The sequence below is a fragment of the Paenibacillus woosongensis genome, from assembly GCF_030122845.1.
GTDB classification, from domain to species: domain Bacteria; phylum Bacillota; class Bacilli; order Paenibacillales; family Paenibacillaceae; genus Fontibacillus; species Fontibacillus woosongensis_A.
This window is the reverse complement of the sequence record NZ_CP126084.1, coordinates 2,943,460-2,964,745: the sequence shown is the minus strand read 5'-3', so window position 1 is coordinate 2,964,745 and position 21,286 is coordinate 2,943,460. Positions and strand designations below refer to the sequence as shown.

The window sequence follows — 21,286 nt, the reverse complement described above, 5'->3', positions numbered from 1 at the left end:
GTGAGAGTGTGGATTCGCAGACTTGGCTGGCGCAGAAATGGCAGCAGCATCTGCAGGCCAAACGAAGAATGAAACAGGGCGTATTTGCTGTTCAGGCCAGCATATTGCTGCTGTGCATACTCCTCTGGGAAATAGCCGGGCAGCTGAAGTGGATCGATGTGCTGATTTTCAGTTATCCCTCCAAGGTGGGGCAGCAAATCGTGAAAGACATCGTCAGCGGAGAGCTCTGGCCGCATCTTGCGATGACGGTATCCGAGACCGTGGTCGGCTTCCTGCTAGGCACGCTGATCGGGACGCTGCTTGCCGTCGTCATCTGGTGGTCGCCGTTTCTGTCCAAAGTGCTTGATCCCTATATGGTCGTCTTCAACAGTATGCCGAAGGTCGCCTTAGGCCCGATATTCATCGTGCTGTTCGGTGCCGGATTTACCGCAATCGTCGTCACGACCTTGTCCATAACGGTCATTGTTACTACGCTTGTCGTATACACGAGCTTCAACGAAGTCGATGCCAACTATACGAAAGTGATACGCACCTTCGGCGGCAGCCGCCAGGATGTGTTCCGCAAAGCAATATTGCCCGCCTCGTTCCCGACGATTGTCTCTACACTGAAAGTGAACGTCGGCATGGCCTGGGTAGGCGTGATCGTCGGCGAGTTTCTGGTCGCCAAAATAGGCCTGGGCTATTTGATCGTCTACGGCTTTCAAGTATTCAATTTCACGCTGGTGCTGTCCAGCCTCGTTATTATCGCGCTCGTAGCCACCGCCATGTACCAGCTTGTCGTCTATATCGAGCGGAAGCTCGTGCGCGAGCGGTAGAACGTTGTAAGCAAGCTCGCCTTCCCGATTTCAGCCCGTTCGAGGACAGCTCAGCTCGATCGGTGTGGGGTTGGGGAGGTTTTTTGAATGGAACGAGTTGATGGAAGGCGAATATAGAAGCAGACACAAGTAATCGAAGTTCGGCCGGGGCACGGTAAAGGGACAGGCTCCAGTGGAAGAAGAGGAGGAGGTACGAGGGAGGAGGGATCTAGAGAGGAAGATGGAGTTTGTGGTCGAAACAGACAACAGGCAGTTGCTTATGGCAAGAAGTTGCTTACGGAAAGTAGTTGCTTACGGAAATGTTGCTTACGGACCTACGTTCCGCTATTTGTGCAAAATGGGGTAAAATATAGTAGTAACGGACACAGGGGAAGCTATTTCGAGGAAATGGACCCGAAATAGAGCAATAATAGTGGAATAAGGGCTTCTGTGTCCGTAAGGGAACGGGAAAGCACTCTTTTGCTGTAGATAAGGGCTTCTGGGTCCGCTAGACCCAGCCAAACATGGAAACTCCGGCGGCGTTCACAACAAACAACTCAGGAAAGCTGGAACTTCTGGGATTATGATTATGAAACTTCTGGGATTATGATTATGAAACTTCTGGGGTTGTGGGATTAACGGAACTCTGTGGGCCTAACGGAATTGTCGAACTAACGGAATTGTCGAACTAACGGAACTGTGGGCCTAACAGAATAGTGTAACTAACGGAACTAATGGAACAGTGGAACTAACGGAATTGTCGAACTAACGGAACTGTGGGCCTAACAGAATAGTGTAACTAACGGAACTAATGGAACAGTGGAACTAACGGAACTGTGGAACCAATGGTACCAGTGAAGCTACGGAAGCCGAAGGAACCATGAGAACCACAGGAACTGTGGAACCAAACTGCGGGAACTGTGCAACTATCGGAATTGTGGAAATTCTGGAACTAACAGAAACGCTGGACTTGTTGTCGGATCTGTTGGAGAACCACAGGAACTACAGGAACCACTGGGCCTTTGGAACTGTCGGAACTATGGAACTAACTGAGCAATTGGAGGTACTTCAGATACTGAGGGCTTAAGCCGTGTTTGCCATCAGAATTGTCACTGTGCCGTTGCTTTAAACCTAGTACGATACTAATAAAATGCCTAATGGCAACATAATCAAGTGAACGTATTTTTTCAGACTAATCTTGGTTCTTCAAAAGGGGGATGGCATGGGGTTTCGAGTCATAAAAACGGCGATTGCAACGCTAATCGCTATTATTATCGCAGATGCGTTTAATATTCAAGGGGCGCTATCGGCAGGGCTGCTAGCCATTTTAGGTGTGGATGTGACGCGGAAGCGGAGCTTGCTAACGGTGTCTTCCCGTTTTTTCGCTTCGGTTCTGGGGCTGCTGCTCGCGTTCGGCTTGTTTTTTATGCTGGGCTTCCATATTTGGGTGCTTGTCCTGTACATACTGATCGCCTTCCCGCTCATGTCGCGCGCGCAATTCAAGGAAGGAATCGTAACGAGCTCTGTAGTCGTATTTCGCGTTTTTGGCGGGGAGGAGCTAAGTTTGCAAGTGATGCTAACGCAAATCGAGCTGCTGTTAATCGGACTGGGTTCGGCGATGGCCGTGAATCTCATCTACATGCCGAATGAACAGCATAAATTAAGCGATATTCGCCATAAAATCGACGAGCTGTTCGCGGAAATTTTTAGCCACATTGCCCTGACACTTTACCATCCGCAGCATGTATGGGACGGCAGAGAATTGATTGAGGCCGCTGCTCTAATCAAGGACGGGCTCGCCAGAGCAGAGCGCGCGCTGGAGAACCAGCTTGTTTCGCCCGATGAATCGTGGAGTGTGTACTTCTACATGCGCAAGCAGCAACTGGAGCGGATCGAATCGATGCTTGAGCTCATTGCGCAGGTGTTTCAGCGGATGCCGCAAACGGATATTGCCGCCCTGCTGTTCGAGCGATTGAGCCTGGATGTGACCAAAGAGGAATATACGGGCCGAACAGAGGCTATGCTTGCGGAGTGGGAACAGGAATTCAAAAAAATGGAGCTGCCCTCCACAAGAGAGGAATTCGAAATTCGCTCTGCTGTACTGCAAATCTGCCGGGAGCTGGCGATGTATCTGGAAATTGCCAAAAAAGATAAAGTTCCCACGTTTTCCAAGACATAAGAGTCTGGGCTCGAGGTTATGTTCCTACGGTGGCGATTGAGGTCTGTCTTCCTAGAAGGTACTTCGATTGACGTTTTTCTTTAGATATAAGTATGTCTAAGCACCCTGGATTCATCATCCTTATATCGCAAGAAAAACTACCTTTAAAAGCGGTCTGTCTTCCTAGGAGGTACTTCGATTGACGTTTTTCTTTAGATATAAGTATGTCTAAGCACCCTGGATTCATCATCCTTATATCGCAAGAAAAACTACCTTTAAAAGCGGTCTGTCTTCCTAGGAGGTACTTCGATTGACGTTTTTCTTATTATTTTACTTCGTCCAATCAACATTCGCCTATGTCCTGCATACAATTGTAGTGAATGATGTATGGAGGAGGTTCGAACATGTCATCGAAATATCAAAGTAGAGAGATTATAACGAAAGCGATCTGCGGCAAAGGTCGTAAGTTCTCTACCGTAACCCATACCGTGACTCCGCCTCATAAACCGACCAGCATACTTGGCGCGTGGATTATAAACCACCAGTATGAGGCGGTCTCCGCAGGCGACGGAATCGAAGTTATTGGTAGTTACGATGTGAACATCTGGTATTCCTTCAGCAAAAACTCCCAGACCGAGGTAGCCAAAGAGACGATTTCCTATGTAGAGCACGTGCCACTGAGCTATGTAGACTCCAGGCACCGCTCTTCAACGGTGGAAGTATCCGCGGAGGCAACGCAGGAACCGAGCACCGTTGAAGCCGGCGTATCTGGGGATGGCCGTGTATCCATCCGCGTAGAGCGGGAGTTCGCCGTCGAGCTTATCGCTGAAACGAAGATCAATGTCCTCGTTGTGCCGGGCGGCGGTTACGAAGACAAGGAGTTCGATTTTGGTTCCGATCCGGGGGATTACGAAGATCTGGATCCGGATCTCCTCGACGACGAGCTGTAGCTTCGGGAGGACACGCGCTAGGTGAAGATAATCTAATATATGCGGCAGGGGCGGCGTCGTCGAGGGCGGCTGCCCTCTTTTTGTATAAAAAATAAAAAATATACACCAATCATCGCCGCCACAGGAGGGGACGAGAAAATGGAGGGACTTCGCCCGATCGGAACGCGGATTCAGATCATCCGCGGAGCATCTGCGCAGAAGCTGCTTGATGCAATAACGGCGCTGTTACAGTCCGCAACGGACCAGGTGGACAGCGGTATAAGGCCAGTAAGCGTATCGAGGCGCCCATTGTCAGGCTCAATGGAATGGATAGAAATCAGGTTCTCTGAAAAAAATCCACAGGTGCAAAACGAGAACAATAGCTTTCATACGATCAACGGTCACTTGGGCGAATTTCTCGCAAGCTCGATTGCGAAACGGCAGAAGCGCTTAAGCATAAGCGGGTTGAACGCTGTTCTGGCTTCTGACGGGGGGGAACCTCAGCTCACGCGCAGCAATCGCAGACTGCTACGCCGCTTTGTCGTTCAGGTCTTTCACTTAAAAGCGACTTACATGGCTGAGCTAGGTGTCGGGGGAACCCGCCGTCCGCTGCCGCAAGGAGAGGAAGGACGCCGCACGCTGCTGGAACGCCGCCTGGAGAAAACCGCTATCCGGGCGCTTTATGCTTTGCAGCTGGAAATGGGAGAAGTGACACTTCAGGCTGGCGAGGACGGGAAATTTACGGTCGAGCAGGTGACAGCAAATCCAGATTACCGCACGGAGGAACGGGCTATGCTTGCTGCCAAGGCGATGTGGCAAACAGCGGAGGAGCTGTGGAAGCATCAAGGCACTGCAAAAAAAAGCGGCCCGGCGGTGCTCCTGGGGATGGACCCGGAATTTCTGCTCTTTAACCGGGCTACCGGCAAAGTGATTCCGGCTTCCCGGTATTTAGGGTTCGCTGGAGAGGCAGGCTGCGACTCTTTGAGGTACCAGGGGGAGCGCCGCTTTCCGCTTGTGGAGCTGCGGCCCCAGCCTGCCGGCGAACCTCGCGAGGTGCTCGTGCAATTGCTGCACGCCTTCCGGGTCGCTTATCGCTCCATCGAGGATAAGGAGCTGTTGTGGCAAGCCGGGGGAATGCCTCAGCGGGGTTTTCCATTAGGCGGGCATATCCACTTCAGCGGCATTCCTCTAACCTACGAGCTGCTGCAGGTACTGGATAACTATCTGGCGTTGCCTGTCGCTGCCATGGAGGATCGCCGGAGCTTCGGGCGGCGCCCGCTTTACGGTTATTTAGGGGATTATCGGCTGCAGCCGCATGGAGGGTTCGAATATCGGACATTGCCCAGCTTCCTGATCTCGCCTGTGGTAACGAAGGGCGTCGTCGCGATTGCCGCGCTGATCGCTGGGAATTCGGGACAGCTACCCCGCAGGCCGCTGCACGACGAAGGAATGCATGCCGCTTTTTACCAAGGGAATCAGGAACGGCTGCGAGAGGTGCTGCCACAGCTGCATGCCGATCTCCAAAAGCTGGCGGATTACCCCCGATATGAGGGCTATATTGCGCCGTTCATGGAGGCGGCATGCTCTGGGCGAACCTGGGATGAGACGGTGGATATTCGCAGGTCTTGGAAATTGGAAAACCATTCGTAAGCGGAGGGCGCTTTTGATATAATAGAAGTCTACGAAATGGGCATGGAGGATGATCATGGCAACCTATACGCCGATGATTCAACAATATTTAAGTGTCAAAGCCCAGGCGCAGGATGCGTTTCTTTTTTTCCGGCTGGGCGATTTTTATGAAATGTTTTTTGACGATGCGATACTGGCTGCGAAAGAACTCGAAATTACGTTAACGGCCAGAGCAGGAGGAACTGACGAGAAAATTCCGATGTGCGGCGTTCCTTACCATTCTGCCGAGAATTACATTCACCGGCTGATCGAGAAAGGGTACAAGGTTGCGATCTGTGAACAAACGGAGGACCCGGCAGAAGCCAAAGGCGTGGTACGCCGGGAAATCGTGCGGGTCGTTACACCGGGTACGGTCATGGAAGGGAAAACGGTCGGTGAGAAGGCGAATAACTACATTTTATGCATTACGGAGCGGCAGGGCATGATGGCTATCGCCTCCTGCGACCTGTCCACCGGAGAACTGTACGCCAGCTCTGCTCCGGCCAGTAAGGAATGGCTGCGGGACGAGGTTGGGCTATACGATCCGTCCGAAATTATCGGGGACGGCGCGCTGCTGGATTGGCTGCGCGAGTCCAGCAGTCCTATCAGCAAACCGATCGTATATACGCCGTGGGATAAAGCGAAGGACGAGCTCGGCCGCAAGCAGTTCGGAGAGGCGGCTTGGGTGCGGCTTGAGCCGGAACGCCGCGACTGTGTGGCGCTGCTGGTCGGCTATTTAAGCGAGACGCAGAAGCGCTCCCTCGGGCAGCTGACAAAGATCTCGGCATATGAGCCGGAGAACTTCATGATTCTTGATCCGTTTACCCGCCGCAATCTGGAGTTGGTTGAAACCGTGCGTGAACGATCCAAGCGCGGTTCGCTGCTGTGGCTGCTGGACCGGACAGAGACGTCGATGGGGGCGAGAATGCTGCGGCGCTGGATCGATAAGCCGCTGCTGCACCGCAGCCTGATTGAGGAGCGGCTGGAGGCGGTCGATCATCTGTACGGGTCTTTTATACTGAGGGAGGATTTGAAGGAAGCCTTAAAGCAGATCTATGATTTGGAGCGGCTCGTAGGCCGGATCGCCTTTGGCAGCGCCAACGGGCGCGATCTTATCGCCCTGAAGCAGTCCTTGCGCCAGGTGCCGGCAATCAAGGCGCTGTGCCAGGCTTCGGCTTCAACGACGCTTGCCCGGGTTGCAGCAGAGATGGATGAGTGCGTCGATCTGGCGGAGCAAATCGAGGCGGCGATTGCGGACGAGCCGCCCGTATCCGTCCGTGACGGAGGCATCATCAAAAAAGGCTATCACGAGCGCCTGGACGAGCTGCGGGAAGCGGGAACGAACGGCAAACGGTGGATTGCCGAGCTGGAAGCCGCTGAACGCCAGGCTACCGGCATCAAATCGCTGAAGATCGGCTACAACAAAGTGTTTGGCTACTATATTGAGGTGACGAAAGCAAACTTGTCCCTGCTGCCGGAAGGAAGGTACGAACGGAAGCAGACGCTGGCGAATGCGGAACGGTTCGTGACGCCGGAGCTGAAGGAGAAGGAGACGCTGATTCTCGAGGCTGAGGAAAAAATGGTCGACCTGGAGTACGCTTTGTTCACCGAGCTGCGCGAGCGGATCAGCGGGGAGATCACCCGTCTGCAGCGTCTGGCCGAGCAGTTGGCCGTGATTGATGTGTACCGTTCCCTTGCCGCGGTGGCTGCGGATAGCGGATTTGTGAAGCCCGTGCTGACGGACGGCTATAATATGGTCATCGAGCAGGGACGGCATCCGGTCGTCGAATCGGTCATGAGCGATGCTGCGTTCATAGCCAACAGCACGAAGCTGCAGCAGGAAGAAGCGAGCATTTTGCTCATTACGGGTCCGAACATGGCCGGAAAAAGCACGTACATGCGCCAGGTGGCGCTTATATCGATCATGGCGCAAATCGGCAGCTTCGTGCCTGCCGCGTCGGCGGAAATTCCGATGATTGACCGGATTTTTACGCGTATCGGCGCGGCCGACGATTTGATCGGCGGACAAAGCACCTTCATGGTTGAAATGGCCGACATTCAGGTCATGACGGAGAAAGCCACCTCGCGCAGCTTGATCATCATCGATGAGCTCGGACGAGGAACGTCGACAAGCGAAGGTATGGCCATCGCACAGGCGGTTATCGAATACGTCCATGATCATATAGGCTGCAAGGCGCTCGTATCCACGCATTTCCATGAGCTGGCCCATCTGGAATCCAGCCTCTCCGGCCTTAGCAATTATTCGATGGCCGTACAGGAGAGCGGAGACAAGGTGCACTTCCTGCGGAAGCTTATTCCGGGCGCGGCGGATTCAAGCTACGGCATCTACTGCGCCAGGCTGGCCGGACTGCCGGGCGGAATTATCGACCGTGCGTATGGACTGCTGCAGGACTTCGAGCAGGCGGCTGCCGAGGTCGCTTCTGGAGGCGTTGAGCGCCGAAGCGGGCAGGCCGTCCAGCAGTCAGCAGAAGCTGCGGATGGACGAGCCTCAGGAGTCGCTGTACAATCGGCTAATCTTTTAGGCGGACTTGCACAGGCTGGCTCCCAGGAAGCGGCAGCAGGGCTGCGTGTACTAGAGGAGAGCGAGGCTGGTGCCGAGGCACTGGCTGGCGGCACAGTACTGCATCAAACAGGGACGGTAAAGGAAGCCGTGGCAGAAACCGCAAACCAGGCTTGGAGCGCAGCGTCGCCGCAGGAAGCGGGTAAGTCAACGGCCGCTGAGGGAGTCGAAGGGTCGAAGGAAGCGGGTAAGTCAACGGTTGCTGAGGGAGTCGAGGGGTCGAAGGAAGCGGGTAAGTCAACGGTTGCTGAGGGAGTCGAGGGGCCGCAGGAACCGCATCAGTCAATGGCCGCTAAAGAGATCGAGGGCCCGAAGGAGGCATCCTCCTCAGCACCAAACGAGGCGCCGGGAAATGGGGAAGTCGTGCAGCTCTCTATTTTTGGAGATGAATTGCCGGTCGCGAAAGCAAGATCTTCTGAGGAAGATGCCAAGGTGCGCAGCATACTTAATATGGTGAAGAATGCTGATCTGCTGAATATGACGCCGCTTCAGGCGATGCAACTGGTCAATGATTTGAAGATGAAAGCTAAAAATTTATAATCTATGTAGGGTGAACTCAACAATGGGACGAAGGCAGGGGAAAACATCTCTTGAACCTATTTCATCTAGGGAATCTAGGAGCAATAGCGGTTGCAGGAGCGATTTACGTTCTTGCCTCCCATTCATTTTTATCGTTTAACTTATAATAAATGGATTTATTGCGGTTAGTTTCTGCGGTAAAAAAGGGAACATAGATTTTAATGGATTTCATGTCGTTAGAAGCAGGGAAATTGCCAATGATGGGCGGGATGTTAGATTTTAGGTGTATAAATCCATCTATTTCCCTAAAACAATCGTTTAGAGCCTAGATAGATGCATGAATTCCATTTATAATATTACGTTTGGGATTTGTACCTTAGTGTACGGTATCTTAGTGTACGTATCATGGTCTACGGATTCTTAATGTACATCGGCTGATATTTAGCGAACTAGACCCTTACTGGCAAGGGAGATCATCCAAGATATTCGGGAGGATCACTAGTTCCTCTTATATTTACAATAATCCCAGAAAAGTGCAGGAAGAGGTGAGTGATGATGGCCCATATTGTTGTATTGGACGAGCATATTGCCAACCAGATTGCCGCTGGGGAAGTCGTGGAGCGCCCGTCTTCGGTCGTCAAGGAGCTGGTCGAAAACGCGGTTGACGCGGGAGCCCGCAAAATTGACGTCCAGGTCGAGGAAGGCGGGCTGCAGTTGATCCGGGTCACGGATAACGGCTCGGGGATCGAGGCGGAAGATTGCGAGAAGGCGTTCTATCGCCATGCGACGAGCAAGCTGCTCTCCGGGCGCGATTTGTTCCAAATCCGCAGCCTCGGGTTCCGCGGCGAGGCGCTGCCGAGTATCGCGGCCGTTGCCAAGGTGCAGCTAGTGACGAGCAGCAATGACAGCGGCCTTGGCCGGGTCATCGTGATCGAAGGCGGCTCCCTGAAGCAGAACGAGGAAACGGCCGCTCCGCAGGGAACGGATATTACGATCAAGGAGCTGTTCTATAACACGCCGGCCAGATTGAAATACATGAAGACGATCCAGACGGAGCTCGGGCATATTTCCGACGTGATGTACCGTCAGGCGCTGGCACACCCTGAGATCGCCATCACGCTCCGCCATAACGGCAATACACTGCTGCAAACGCAAGGCAACGGAGATTTGCTGCAGGTGATCGCCGCAATTTACGGGATCAATGCTTCGCGAGCCATGGTTCCAATCGCAGCGGACAATCTGGATTACAAAATAAGCGGCTTCGTCGGGCGGCCGGATCTGACCCGATCAAACCGCAGCGGCATGTCCACGATCGTGAACGGCAGGTATATTCGCAACCAGGGATTGTATCAGGCCATTCTGCGGGCTTATCATACACTGCTGCCGATCAATCGCTATCCGCTCGTTGTACTTCAATTGGAGATGCACCCTTCCCTGGTCGATGTGAACGTGCATCCGTCCAAGCTCGAGGTCAGGTTCAGCAAGGAGGCCGAGCTGAACGCGTTCGTCGAGGAGAGCATCCGCCGGCTGCTGCAAGGCCAGGTGCTGATCCCGCAGGTCGTGAAGCAGACCATCGGCAAGGGCGCGAACCGCTCGGTTATTCAAGAGCAGTTCCACTTCCCGGCGGCGCGCACGGACGCCGCCGGCCCTGGGCCAGGGCTGCCCCCGCACGGCGCTGAAGCCGCGGGGCACGCCCCAGCGCCAGGCCCCGCATCCGCGGAGCCTGCGCCTGGCGCCTGGCGCCGCAGCGACAGCGTTGGTGGTGAAACCCACCACCAACGCCCCGCCAGCGGCGCCGAGCGCCCTGGCAGCGCGTACAGCCTCGGCCGTCAAGAGACGGCCGCAGGCTCCGCCGCGCTGCGCGAAGCCGCCCCGCCCTACGGCGGCGGGGCAGGCGCCTCCCCGGCCGCGATGGCGGGCCGGGGAGCGACGCGGCTGCGCGGCCAGCGCCGCAGCCGCAGGGCCGCCCGGCGGGGCGCGGGGAGCTGCCGCCTATGCCGGCAGCAGCGGTTACACCGCCCCGCAGGCGGGCGGCCGCATGCCGGAAGCGCTGTACGGCTCGCCAGAGGCGGCGCCGGAGCTTCCGGCCTTCCCGGAGCTGACCTTGATCGGGCAGCACCACGGAACGTACCTGATCGCGCAGAACGAGGACGGGCTGTATCTCATCGATCAGCACGCCGCTCATGAGCGCGTCAATTATGAATATTACTATGAGAAATTCGGTCACCCGGCGGACGCTTCCCAGGAGCTGCTCATTCCGATCACGCTGGAATTTACGTCAGCGGAAAGCGAGAAGCTCAAGGAACGGCTGAACTGGTTCGAGAGCGCTGGGGTCATTCTGGAGCATTTCGGCGGCGGCACGTTCCGCGTCGTCTCCCATCCCTACTGGTTCCCTTCGGGGGAGGAGGCGGCCATCATCGAAGAAATGGCCGAGTGGGTGCTGCAGGAACGGCAGATCGACCTGGCGAAGCTGCGGGAGAAGTCTTCGATTCTTGTCTCCTGCAAGGCATCGATCAAGGCGAACCAGAAGCTGACGCCAGAGGAAGCAACCACCCTTATCCAGAGGCTGGCGGCCTGCAAGCAGCCGTATACCTGTCCGCATGGAAGACCGATTGTGGTCAGCTTCTCGACCTACGATTTGGAGAAGCTGTTCAAACGAGTCATGTGATCGGAGGAAGAAGATTGATAATTACGACCGGAGAGCACAATGCGCCGACCGCTGTGGAGCGTGCCGCCGCCCTTGCAGGCAAGGCCGGCTGCCGTTTTGTCCCAAGGAACCGGGCATCGATGAAGAGAATGACCGAACGGTATCCCGGCGAGGATATCCTCGTCGTACTCGAAGGCGGAGCGCGTCTGCACCGTCCGGGCGAGCAGCCGATGGCCTTCCATCCAAGCATGTCGTTCGTGCGGGCGAAGCGGATGTTTAAAGGCGAGAAAGACACAATGCTGGAAGCAGCGGGCATCTGTCCGGGCGACACGGTCATCGATTGCACGGCCGGGCTCGGTTCGGATTCTATTATGTTCTCGCTTGGCGCGGGGCCAGAAGGCAAGGTGATTGCGATGGAAGATTCACTGCCGCTATGGGCGCTGCTTTGCGAAGGATTGGCTTATTATGAGTCCGGGCTGCAGCCTTTTGACGAAGCTTTGCGGCGCATTGAGCCAAGGCATGGCCACCATCTGGAGCTCCTTGAACAAATGCCGGATCAGAGCGCGGACATCGTCTATTTCGACCCGATGTTCCGCGATCCCGTACTGGAATCCTCCTCCATTTCGCCGCTGCGCGCGTTCGCCAATAACAGCTGCCTGGAAGAGGCGGCTATATTCGAAGCCTGCCGCGTCGCCCGGAGGAAGGTCATTTTGAAAGAAAAAATCGGCAGCGGCGAGTTTGAAAGACTGGGCTTTCGCGTCACGGGGCGCGTCCGGTCCAAAATAACGTACGGAGTGATTACCCTTTGAACAGGCAACATAAACCCAGGCTGCTCGTCCTTGTCGGGCCGACGGCCGTTGGCAAGACGAAACTAAGCATCGAGATTGCCAAGGCTTTCTCCTGCGAAATTATTTCCGGCGATTCGATGCAGGTCTACCGGGGTATGGATATCGGTACGGCTAAAATTACCCCGGAGGAGACACAGGGAATTCCCCATCATCTCATCGACGTCCTGGAGCCGGATGAGCCGTTTTCGGTCGCCCAGTTCCAGGAATGGAGCAAGCAGCTGATTACGGAAATCCATGAACGGAACAAGCTGCCGTTTATTGTCGGAGGCACAGGCTTATATGTCGAATCGGTCTGCTATGAATATCAATTTACGGAAGCGGGAATGGATGAGGCATTCCGCGAATCGCATAAACGCATGGCCGAGGAAGAGGGCGTGGAGGCGCTGCACCGGAAGTTAGCCCTCATTGACCCTGATTCTGCGGCCAGGCTGCACCCGAATGATGTGCGCCGGGTCGTGCGGGCGCTGGAGATTTATCATCTGACGGGGGAGACGCTATCGTCGCAATTGGAGGGCCAGAGTAAGCAGTCGCCATATGAATTGTGCTTAATCGGTTTGACAATGGACCGTCAAATGCTTTATAACCGTATTGAACAGCGAATTGACGAAATGATCGCTAACGGACTGGTAGATGAGGTAAAGGGACTGCTGGATAAAGGATATAACCGGGATATGGTATCCATGCAGGGACTCGGCTATAAGGAGATGGCTGAACATCTTCAGGATGGTGTGCCCCTTCATGAAGCGATAGAGAAATTAAAGAGGGATACCCGGCGGTTCGCCAAGCGTCAGCTCTCTTGGTTTCGGCGGATGAAGGACATTTCGTGGATCGACGTGGGCGACGGCCAAAATTTTTCCGGGAATTTAAATGCCGCTCATGCTATAATAGCAGGAAAGTTTCCCACTGATCTTGAATATAATTCAAAACACTAATGATTTCTATTGGGGGTACGGCTAATGAACAAGTCCATTAATATCCAAGATACGTTCTTGAACCAATTGCGTAAAGAGAGCATCCCTGTTACCGTCTTCTTGACCAACGGTTTTCAGATTAGAGGGACGATTAGAGCATTTGATAATTTCACGATCGTCATCGATAGCGACGGACGCCAGCAAATGGTGTACAAGCATGCGATTTCGACGTTTCAGCCGCAGCGCAATGTTTCGCTAATGCAGGAAAATCAAGGCGAAGCTTAAGCCCGTTGAAACTTTTTTAAAGCTGTTACGTTTAATGGTATAGGAAATAGAGCGGAGCAACCTGATACAAGGTTGTTCTTTTCTTTCCCGTACAATGTGACACTGGCAAGAAGGGAGTCAGAGATAACCATGTCTACGAAGAGACCTTCCAGATTGGAAAGAAGCAGCAGGCCGGATTCGAAGGCGGCGAAGCCGAAAGCCAATAAAAAGAAGAAGCTGACGGCTAAACGAATATTGTGGACTTCGTTTTTTACGATCGCGTTAGCTATATTTTGCGCTATTGCGGGTTACCTGTACATTACGATTAACGGCGAGAAAATATTGGCCGAGAACAGAGAGAAGCTGACGGTCTACGAGACGTCGAAGGTGTACGACCGCAACGGCAACTTGATGGGTGAATTGTCGCTGGAAAAAAGCGAACCCGTCACGTCCGAGCAAATTCCGAAATTGCTAAAGGACGCATTTATTGCGACGGAGGACAAACGATTCTATGAGCATAACGGTGTCGACCTGTGGGCGATCGGCCGGGCCGCCGTTAAGGATATCGTCGCTCGCAAGCTGGTCGAGGGCGGCAGTACGATTACCCAACAGCTTGCAAAAAACATTTTCCTGGACTTCGACAAAACATTCTTCCGGAAAGCGACGGAAGTATCGATCGCGATGGCGCTCGAGCGCAACAACACCAAGGATGAAATCATTACCTTGTACCTGAACCGGATTAACTTCGGCGGTACGGTGTACGGCATTAAGGCTGCATCGATCCGCTATTTCGGCAAGAGCGACCTGAACGACCTGAAGTTGTGGGAGATGGCCACCTTGGCAGCGATGCCGAAAGGGCCGTCCAAATACAATCCGCTCCGTAATCCGGAGCTGTCGATGCAGCGCCGGGCGGTTGTTCTCCAGCTGATGTATGAGCAGGGTTACATTACCCAAGCGGAGATGGAGGAAGCTAAAGCAGTCGTGTACGACTACGTGCCTCCGACAAAAGGCCAGAGCTTCGAGGCCTTCAAGGATTATGTCCTGGATGAAGCCGAGGACAAGTGGGGCATGACCGAAGACCAGCTTAACCGCGGCGGTTATAAAATTTACACCACGATGGATATGAAGGCGCAGAAGGCGCTGGAGAAGGCGTTTGAGAACGACGATTTCTTCGAGAAGAGCAAGGATGACCAGCAGGTTCAGGCCTCGATGGTCATTATGAACCATGAGAACGGAAGTCTGGTTGCGCTGCTTGGCGGACGCGATTACCAGCGGAAGGGCTTCAGCCGTCTCGATAGCCGGAGGCAGCCGGGTTCAACGTTTAAGCCGATCGTTTCCTTTGCGCCGGCGCTGGATACTGGGAAGTTTACTCCCGATTCTATGGTTAGCAATGAGAAGCAGTGTTTCGGCAACTATTGCCCTAACAACCTAGGCGGGTCATATTCCAAGACGATAAGCTTTAGAACCGCATTAACGAAATCGATCAACATTCCTGCAGTATGGCTGCTCAATGAGGTGGGCGTCTCTACCGGTGTGAAATATGCGACGGAAATGGGCATCACCATGGATAAGGACGACCGTAACCTGGCGGTTGCTCTTGGCGGTTTGACGCATGGAACGAATACCCTGGAAATGGCCTCGGCCTTCAGCGTTTTTGCGAACCAGGGGAAATATAACGAGCCGTACTCGATCAAGTCTATTGTCGATCATAGCGGCAAAGAGGTTCACAAAGCGGACGCGCCGAAGCAGAAGCAGGTGCTTAAGGAGCAGACCGCGTATCAGATGACGGATCTGCTGCAGGATGTCGTTAATGAGGGAACGGGGAAGAAAGCCCGCCTTAACCGGCCGGTTGCCGGTAAAACGGGAACGACGCAGCATGGCATCAAGAACCTGAAGAGCAGCAAGAACCGCGACGTCTGGTTCGTCGGCTATACGCCGGAATGGACGGGGGCGGTCTGGATGGGTTACGACAATCCGGATAAGGATCACTTGCTGAATGGAAGCAGCGGACAGACCGCAGCGCTGTTCGCGGCCGTGATGAAGGAAGCACTGGAAGGCGTTCCAGTCAAAGACTTCCCTGTGCCGAAGAACATGCAGGAGACGAAGCCGCCTGTGGACCAGCTTGACACGCCGAGCGGCCTAACGGCTTCCTATAGCGAGGATACGCAGACGGTATCCTTGAATTGGAACGGTGTTGACCAGGAAGGTGCTGTCTACCGCATTTACCGCAAGGAAGCCTCGGAATCCGAATTCACCTATTATTTGGATGCAGCTACGGCATCGATCGAGGATTTGAGCGTCGTACCGGGAACGAGCTATGAGTATTACGTTACTGCTTACGATCCGGTAAATGATGCCGAGAGCGGCCCGTCTAATAAGGTAACAATCGATATTTCCGGAGGGGAACCGATGGACGATATCGACCCAGGGCAGGAAGAGCAGATTCCATTCCCGCCGGATGATGGCCAGAACGGCGGTGCTCCGGAGGGAGGCCAGGGTGGAGGCGGCCAAGACATCCCAGGTCAAGGCCATGGCAATGGAAATGGGCAAGGTAATGGAAATGGCCAGGGCAACGGTAACGGTAACGGCCATGGTCATGGCAATGGCAATGGTCCTAACGGCGGCTCAGGCGAGATACCTGGTCAAGGCGGAACCGGGGACGGCAGCGGTGATTCCGGAGGAGCCGACGGCTCCGGCGGCGCCGAATCCGGCAGCGGCGGTGCGATTACACCTCCCCCAGAGGACGGTGGCTTAGTTGATCCGTTCGCTGATCCTGCTGCAGGGTTGAATACAGGAGGCTAAGGCAAGGCTAGAGGCCATATTAGAGGCAATACCGATAACACCGGCAGTCTTATGAATAAGACTGCCGGTGTTTTTGCTGCTTGGCGGAAAGAAACAGTTAATATTGCTGAATTGTATAATTTCAGTTTTGTGACTCTCTTTCAAATATGGTAAGCTGAGATTACATTGTGTTGAAAGGGTTTATATACCATGAAGCGAAAATTTGGAGACCGAGCGAACTGGCGACGCATTACCCAGCGTCAATTTAAATCCAAGTATGTGGAAAGCGACAGGTTTACCGGCTATGTGACGTTGTACACTATTTTTGCGCTGCGAGATCCCTTGTGGAAGACTTACGGGGGCCATACCTTTCGCATTGCGGATAAAGGCTATACCTGGCTCCAATATTATCCGAAAGGATGCCGCTATGTTGTCACGGCGATGTTCGATGACAAGGGCGAAATTGTCGAGTGGTACATTGACGTATGCAAAAATCAAGGCATTACTGATCAAGGCGTTCCCTGGTTCGATGACCTGTATTTGGACATCGTTGTGCTGAAGAATGGGGAAGTATTCCTGATGGACGAGGACGAGCTGGATGAAGCGCTGACCAAGGGCGATATTACGGTGAAGGATTATGATATGGCGATGGAGACGGCTCGGGAAGTGCTGGACGCAATCAACCGGCATCAGTTCCCTTATTTTGAAATGTCCCTTGAGCATTTCCGCAGCGGCTTTATGGATTCCGAGCCGTTCCGTTCTGGAGGTTAAGATGATTCGTTTTGGGAGAAGGACAAGGAATCGTTCATATTTAGGCATGCAGGACAGGCGCAAACGGCGCCCGCTATACATTCGGCTGCTTCGTTGGGGGATCGTGTTCGCCGTGTTATGCGTTTGCTGGTTCCTGTACGTGCTGGCACAGATCGGCAGCGTTGAACGCAGCCCTGCCCTAGCGACCATGGATACGCCGCCGGCGGATGTCGGCATTGTCCTAGGGGCTGCCATGTGGGGAGATCGGCCAAGCCCGGGACTTGAAGAGCGGCTTCGCCATAGCCTTAAGCAGTACGAGGCCGGCAAGTTCAAGATGTTTCTCCTTACGGGAGGCTTGGATCAGGAGGGCTACAAGTATACCGAGGCCGAAGGCATGGCGAATTATTTGGCCGAGCATGGCGTCCCTCGGGAAGCTATGCTGCTAGAGAATGAGGCAACCAGCACGTATGAGAATTTGAAATTCAGTCAAGAAATAATGAAGGAGCATGGGCTTGTCTCCGCGCTCATCATGACCCATACGTTTCACGGGAATCGCTCCCTTGAAATCGCCAATGCCTTGAATTATCAGCATCCAAAGCTGTCCCTGACGAAGTCGAATGTGCTGAAGCCGGTTCCGAATACACTTCGCGAAGTGCTTGCGTACACGAAATGGAAGCTGGATCAGGCCGCCCTTGCGTTAGGTCTGGATTTATAGTCTTCTAATAATGGTTCGGAAGAGAGAATACACTGGAGGAAGAGAGTGATCCTACCCCTTATACGAAGAGGTGATTCTATGATGCCAGGGCATGTTGTGGCCAGAAGCGGATCTTCCGAAGAGAGGCCTTCCAGACAGATCAACGTAATTCTCCGAAACCCCGAACCCCCCGTCGTTACGCAGAGCCTAGCGGAAGCTGAGCACCAGTCAACGGCCAAAGCGATCCCTCAGCAAGGTGCGTTCGCAGAAATACAAAAGGAATTAGACCAACTTATAGGACTTAATCACATTAAGGACTTAATGTATGAAATATATGCGCTGCTGCAAATTACGGATATGCGCTCAGAAGCAGGGTTACTGTCGAACCCGCAAGTCTATCATATGGTGTTCAAGGGAAATCCCGGCACAGGCAAAACTACGGTTGCCAGAATCGTCGCGAAGATGTTCCAGCGGCTTGGCGTGCTGAGCAAAGGCCATTTGATCGAGGTGGAGCGTGCGGACCTTGTGGGGGAGTATATCGGCCATACAGCGCAGAAGACAAGAGACCTCGTCAAGAAAGCGCTGGGCGGCATACTGTTTATCGATGAAGCGTACAGCCTTGCGCGCGGAGGCGAGAAGGACTTCGGCAAGGAAGCGATCGACACGCTGGTGAAATCGATGGAGGATCAGAAAAACCAGTTTATCCTTATCCTGGCCGGTTATTCGGATGAAATGGACTTTTTTTTGCAATGCAATCCGGGGATGCCCTCGCGTTTCCCGATCGTGATCGATTTTCCGGATTATACCGTCGATCAATTGATCCAAATTTCGGAAGGCATGGCCAAGGAACGGGACTATATTCTGATGCCGCAGGCGATACTCAAATTAAAGCAGCATCTGCTGCGGGAAAAGTGTGAGGGCGAGCATGCCTTTAGCAATGCCAGATACGTTCGCAACGTCATTGAACGTTCGATTCGCAGCCAAGCGGTCCGCCTGTTATCGCAGTACAGCGGCGGATCGCCCGGCAAACTGGAATTAATGACGCTGCGGCAGGAGGATTTGAAGCTGGATGTGAAGGAAGAACGGCGCCCATAAGGAGCAAAGATGAATGACGAATTCGCTGTACGAGACGAATACGGAATTACCTGACCGGGCGATCCTGGTCAGCCTGACTACGCAGGAAGTGAAGAACGGCGGGGTCGACCCCGCCTATTCCATGGATGAGCTGGTGCAGCTGGCTCTGACCGCAGGGGTCGAGGTGGCGGACACCCTCGTCCAAAACCGGGATAAGCCCGATCCGAAATGGTTTATCGGCAAAGGGAAGGTCGATGAACTGCACGAGGCGATCCAGGATTTTAATGTGACCACTGTCATTTTCGACCAGGAGCTGTCGGGGGCTCAGGTACGGAATCTTGAGGATATTCTCGATGTAAAGATTATTGACCGGACGCAGCTGATTTTGGATATTTTCGCCCAGCGCGCAAAGACGCGGGAAGGGATCATTCAGGTGGAGCTGGCTCAGCTCACCTATTTGCTGCCGCGCCTGTCCGGCCATGGCAAAAATTTGTCCAGGCTGGGCGGCGGAATCGGCACCCGCGGTCCGGGCGAGAGCAAGCTGGAGACGGACCGCAGGCACATCCGGCGGCGTATTGGAGAGCTGAAGCGGCAGTTGGAGGAAGTGACCCGTCACCGCAAGCTGCACCGGGAACGCCGCAAGGAGACGGGCGTCGTTCATTTGGCATTGGTGGGTTACACGAACGCCGGCAAATCGACGCTGCTCAAAGCGTTGACTGCGGCGGACGTATATATCGAAAATCAGCTGTTCGCCACGCTTGATCCGACCACCCGTTCACTGGAGCTGCCGAGCGGCAAAGAGGTCATCATCACCGATACGGTCGGCTTTATTCAGAATTTGCCGCATGATCTGGTTGCCGCTTTCCGGGCCACACTGGAGGAAGCGAACGAGGCGGACCTTATTTTACATGTCGTCGACGCCTCTTCGCCGATGCGGGAGGATCAGATGGAAATCGTGCAGCGGATTCTGGAGCAGCTCGGCGCGGGAAGCACGCCTCAGCTCGTGCTGTTCAACAAGAAGGATATGTGTTCCCCGGAACGGCTGGAAATGCTTCCATCCGGAAAGGGATTTCTCAAAGTGAGCGCCTTCGATGAAGGGGATCTGCTGCGTATCCGGGAAGCGGTACAGCAGCATTTGTACGGAGGGACTTTTACGTTCCGCATTCCGGCGCAGCGCGGGGATCTTGCTTCCTTGCTATATCGCGTAGGGAACGTGATCGACAGAAGCATTGAGGAAGACGTCATTGTCTACCGTGTCATCCTTAACCAGAAGGATTATGAGAAATACGGCTCGGCGCTGGCGCCTTACCGAATGGAGCATGGCGCATAACATCATCGGCTGCGGCCGGAAAATTAAATGAATTGATATACATGGGCAGAGGAGAGTTTTGACATTATGGCAGTTTTTGCAGAAGAAATCGTAGCATGGCTGGAAGAAGCGGAGCAGCAGGTTGCTAGCCAGTTTAAGGTGATCGACCGCATCGTCGACCGGAACCAGTGGAAGGTGATCGAAGCGTTCCAGCGGCATCAGGTTAGTGATTATCATTTCTCCGGCTCCACAGGCTACGGTTATAATGATCGCGGGCGTGAAGTGCTTGATCTTGTGTATGCCGATGTATTCGGCGCCGAGGCGGCACTGGTGCGTCCGCATTTTGCGTCGGGCACACATACGATCGCTACGGCGCTTTTTGGTGTGCTTCGCCCTGGCGATGAGCTGCTCTACATCTCGGGCACGCCGTATGACACCCTGCATAAAGTAATCGGTCATCTAGGTGATGGAACAGGGTCGCTGCAGGACTTTGGCATTGGCTATAACGAGGTGGCATTGCTAGAGAACGGAGAGATAGATTGGGAGAGTGTGCGCGCGAAGGTGACCGAACGGACGAAAGTGATCGGAATTCAGCGGTCCCGCGGCTATGACTGGCGCAATTCCTTTACAGTAGCCCAAATTGGCGAAATGGTTCGCCAGGTGAAGGAAATCAAACCGGACTGCATCGTCTTCGTCGATAACTGCTACGGCGAATTTGCCGAAGAGCTGGAACCAACGCAGGTCGGGGTCGACCTGATGGCGGGGTCTTTAATCAAAAATCCGGGCGGCGGCTTGGCGGAGACGGGAGGCTATATTTGCGGCCGCGCGAATTTGGTGGAGCTCGCCGCCTATCGCTTGACGGCGCCGGGCATCGGCGCGGAGGTAGGAGCCATGCTGGGGACGACGAGAGGCATCTACCAGGGATTGTTCCTCGCTCCTACGACGGTGGGACAGGCGATCAAGGGGAGCATTCTCGCCGCTGCCGTGTTCGAGCGTGCTGGTTTTGAGAGCCGTCCAAGCTGGAACGATACCCGGACTGATTTGATTCAAGCCATCTCCTTCAGCGGGCCTGAGCATCTGATTGCATTCGTGCAAGGAATTCAGCGTGCCGCCGCCGTGGACGGATACGTCGTGCCGGAAGCCTGGGACATGCCGGGCTACGAGCATCCGGTCATTATGGCCGCAGGTACCTTTATACAGGGAGGCAGTCTGGAATTATCCGCAGATGCGCCTGTGCGGGAGCCTTATATTGCCTATATGCAGGGCGGACTCACTTATTCGCACGTGAAGTTCGGTCTATTGACGGCGCTGCAAACGATGAAGGATCGGAATTTGTTATAAGACGATGTATTTGTTAAG

Annotated in this window: 14 protein-coding genes and 1 pseudogene; all 15 read left to right on the top strand. The window is 54.1% G+C overall.

The window, feature by feature from the left end:
* Positions 1–68: 68 nt before the first annotated feature.
* The 15 genes and pseudogenes from QNH46_RS13525 to QNH46_RS13455 all read left to right on the top strand — a co-directional run bounded on the left by QNH46_RS13525 (position 69) and on the right by QNH46_RS13455 (position 21,268).
* On the top strand, positions 69–815 hold the full coding sequence (locus tag QNH46_RS13525) for an ABC transporter permease (RefSeq protein WP_283928436.1): 747 nt from the start codon (positions 69–71) through the stop codon (positions 813–815).
* A 1,201-nt stretch (positions 816–2,016) separates the two neighbouring features.
* Positions 2,017–2,973 (top strand): aromatic acid exporter family protein, encoded by a 957-nt coding sequence (locus QNH46_RS13520; protein ID WP_283924782.1) that lies wholly within the window; start codon positions 2,017–2,019, stop codon positions 2,971–2,973.
* 383 nt (positions 2,974–3,356) lie between these two features.
* Positions 3,357–3,902, top strand: a complete 546-nt coding sequence (gene cotE, locus QNH46_RS13515) for an outer spore coat protein CotE (protein WP_155612958.1) — start codon at positions 3,357–3,359, stop codon at positions 3,900–3,902.
* 138 nt (positions 3,903–4,040) lie between these two features.
* Positions 4,041–5,531: a putative amidoligase domain-containing protein gene (locus QNH46_RS13510; RefSeq protein ID WP_283924781.1), complete on the top strand. Its 1,491-nt coding sequence runs from the start codon at positions 4,041–4,043 to the stop codon at positions 5,529–5,531.
* A 55-nt stretch (positions 5,532–5,586) separates the two neighbouring features.
* Positions 5,587–8,670 carry a DNA mismatch repair protein MutS gene (gene mutS / locus QNH46_RS13505; protein WP_283924780.1) on the top strand — a complete coding sequence of 1,028 codons (3,084 nt, stop codon included), beginning with the start codon at positions 5,587–5,589 and terminating at the stop codon, positions 8,668–8,670.
* 534 nt (positions 8,671–9,204) lie between these two features.
* Positions 9,205–11,317 (top strand): annotated as a pseudogene (gene mutL / locus QNH46_RS13500) (DNA mismatch repair endonuclease MutL).
* 14 nt (positions 11,318–11,331) lie between these two features.
* Positions 11,332–12,105, top strand: coding sequence for a class I SAM-dependent methyltransferase (locus QNH46_RS13495; protein WP_283924779.1), 774 nt, complete (start codon positions 11,332–11,334; stop codon positions 12,103–12,105).
* The gene (gene miaA / locus QNH46_RS13490) at positions 12,102–13,076 is read left to right on the top strand and encodes a tRNA (adenosine(37)-N6)-dimethylallyltransferase MiaA (protein ID WP_283924778.1); all 975 of its coding nucleotides are present in this window, start codon (positions 12,102–12,104) and stop codon (positions 13,074–13,076) included. Before QNH46_RS13495 ends, miaA begins: the two co-directional genes overlap by 4 nt.
* Before the next feature lie 24 nt (positions 13,077–13,100).
* Positions 13,101–13,340, top strand: a complete 240-nt coding sequence (hfq, locus tag QNH46_RS13485) for an RNA chaperone Hfq (RefSeq protein ID WP_213592129.1) — start codon at positions 13,101–13,103, stop codon at positions 13,338–13,340.
* Between the two features lie 129 nt (positions 13,341–13,469).
* Positions 13,470–16,121: a transglycosylase domain-containing protein gene (locus QNH46_RS13480; RefSeq protein WP_283924777.1), complete on the top strand. Its 2,652-nt coding sequence runs from the start codon at positions 13,470–13,472 to the stop codon at positions 16,119–16,121.
* A 189-nt stretch (positions 16,122–16,310) separates the two neighbouring features.
* Positions 16,311–16,871, top strand: coding sequence for a ribonuclease FAU-1 family protein (locus QNH46_RS13475; RefSeq protein ID WP_213592132.1), 561 nt, complete (start codon positions 16,311–16,313; stop codon positions 16,869–16,871).
* A gap of 1 nt (position 16,872) precedes the next feature.
* Positions 16,873–17,565, top strand: a complete 693-nt coding sequence (locus tag QNH46_RS13470) for a YdcF family protein (protein ID WP_283924776.1) — start codon at positions 16,873–16,875, stop codon at positions 17,563–17,565.
* An 81-nt stretch (positions 17,566–17,646) separates the two neighbouring features.
* Complete coding sequence (locus QNH46_RS13465; RefSeq protein ID WP_283928435.1) at positions 17,647–18,639, top strand: AAA family ATPase; 993 nt, start codon at positions 17,647–17,649, stop codon at positions 18,637–18,639.
* A 13-nt stretch (positions 18,640–18,652) separates the two neighbouring features.
* Entirely contained in the window at positions 18,653–19,948 is a 1,296-nt protein-coding gene (hflX, locus tag QNH46_RS13460) for a GTPase HflX (protein ID WP_283924775.1), read from the top strand.
* Between the two features lie 66 nt (positions 19,949–20,014).
* Positions 20,015–21,268, top strand: coding sequence for a methionine gamma-lyase family protein (locus QNH46_RS13455; RefSeq protein ID WP_283924774.1), 1,254 nt, complete (start codon positions 20,015–20,017; stop codon positions 21,266–21,268).
* The last annotated feature ends 18 nt before the right edge of the window (positions 21,269–21,286 follow it).

Coding starts and splice junctions, on each gene's coding strand:
- QNH46_RS13465 (WP_283928435.1), top strand. CDS start 17,647: ATGCCAGGGCATGTTGTGGCCAGAAGCGGATCTTCCGAAGAGAGGCCT.
- cotE (WP_155612958.1), top strand. CDS start 3,357: ATGTCATCGAAATATCAAAGTAGAGAGATTATAACGAAAGCGATCTGC.
- hfq (WP_213592129.1), top strand. CDS start 13,101: ATGAACAAGTCCATTAATATCCAAGATACGTTCTTGAACCAATTGCGT.
- mutS (WP_283924780.1), top strand. CDS start 5,587: ATGGCAACCTATACGCCGATGATTCAACAATATTTAAGTGTCAAAGCC.
- QNH46_RS13480 (WP_283924777.1), top strand. CDS start 13,470: ATGTCTACGAAGAGACCTTCCAGATTGGAAAGAAGCAGCAGGCCGGAT.
- QNH46_RS13470 (WP_283924776.1), top strand. CDS start 16,873: ATGATTCGTTTTGGGAGAAGGACAAGGAATCGTTCATATTTAGGCATG.
- QNH46_RS13455 (WP_283924774.1), top strand. CDS start 20,015: ATGGCAGTTTTTGCAGAAGAAATCGTAGCATGGCTGGAAGAAGCGGAG.
- QNH46_RS13525 (WP_283928436.1), top strand. CDS start 69: ATGAAACAGGGCGTATTTGCTGTTCAGGCCAGCATATTGCTGCTGTGC.
- hflX (WP_283924775.1), top strand. CDS start 18,653: ATGACGAATTCGCTGTACGAGACGAATACGGAATTACCTGACCGGGCG.
- QNH46_RS13475 (WP_213592132.1), top strand. CDS start 16,311: ATGAAGCGAAAATTTGGAGACCGAGCGAACTGGCGACGCATTACCCAG.
- QNH46_RS13510 (WP_283924781.1), top strand. CDS start 4,041: ATGGAGGGACTTCGCCCGATCGGAACGCGGATTCAGATCATCCGCGGA.
- QNH46_RS13520 (WP_283924782.1), top strand. CDS start 2,017: ATGGGGTTTCGAGTCATAAAAACGGCGATTGCAACGCTAATCGCTATT.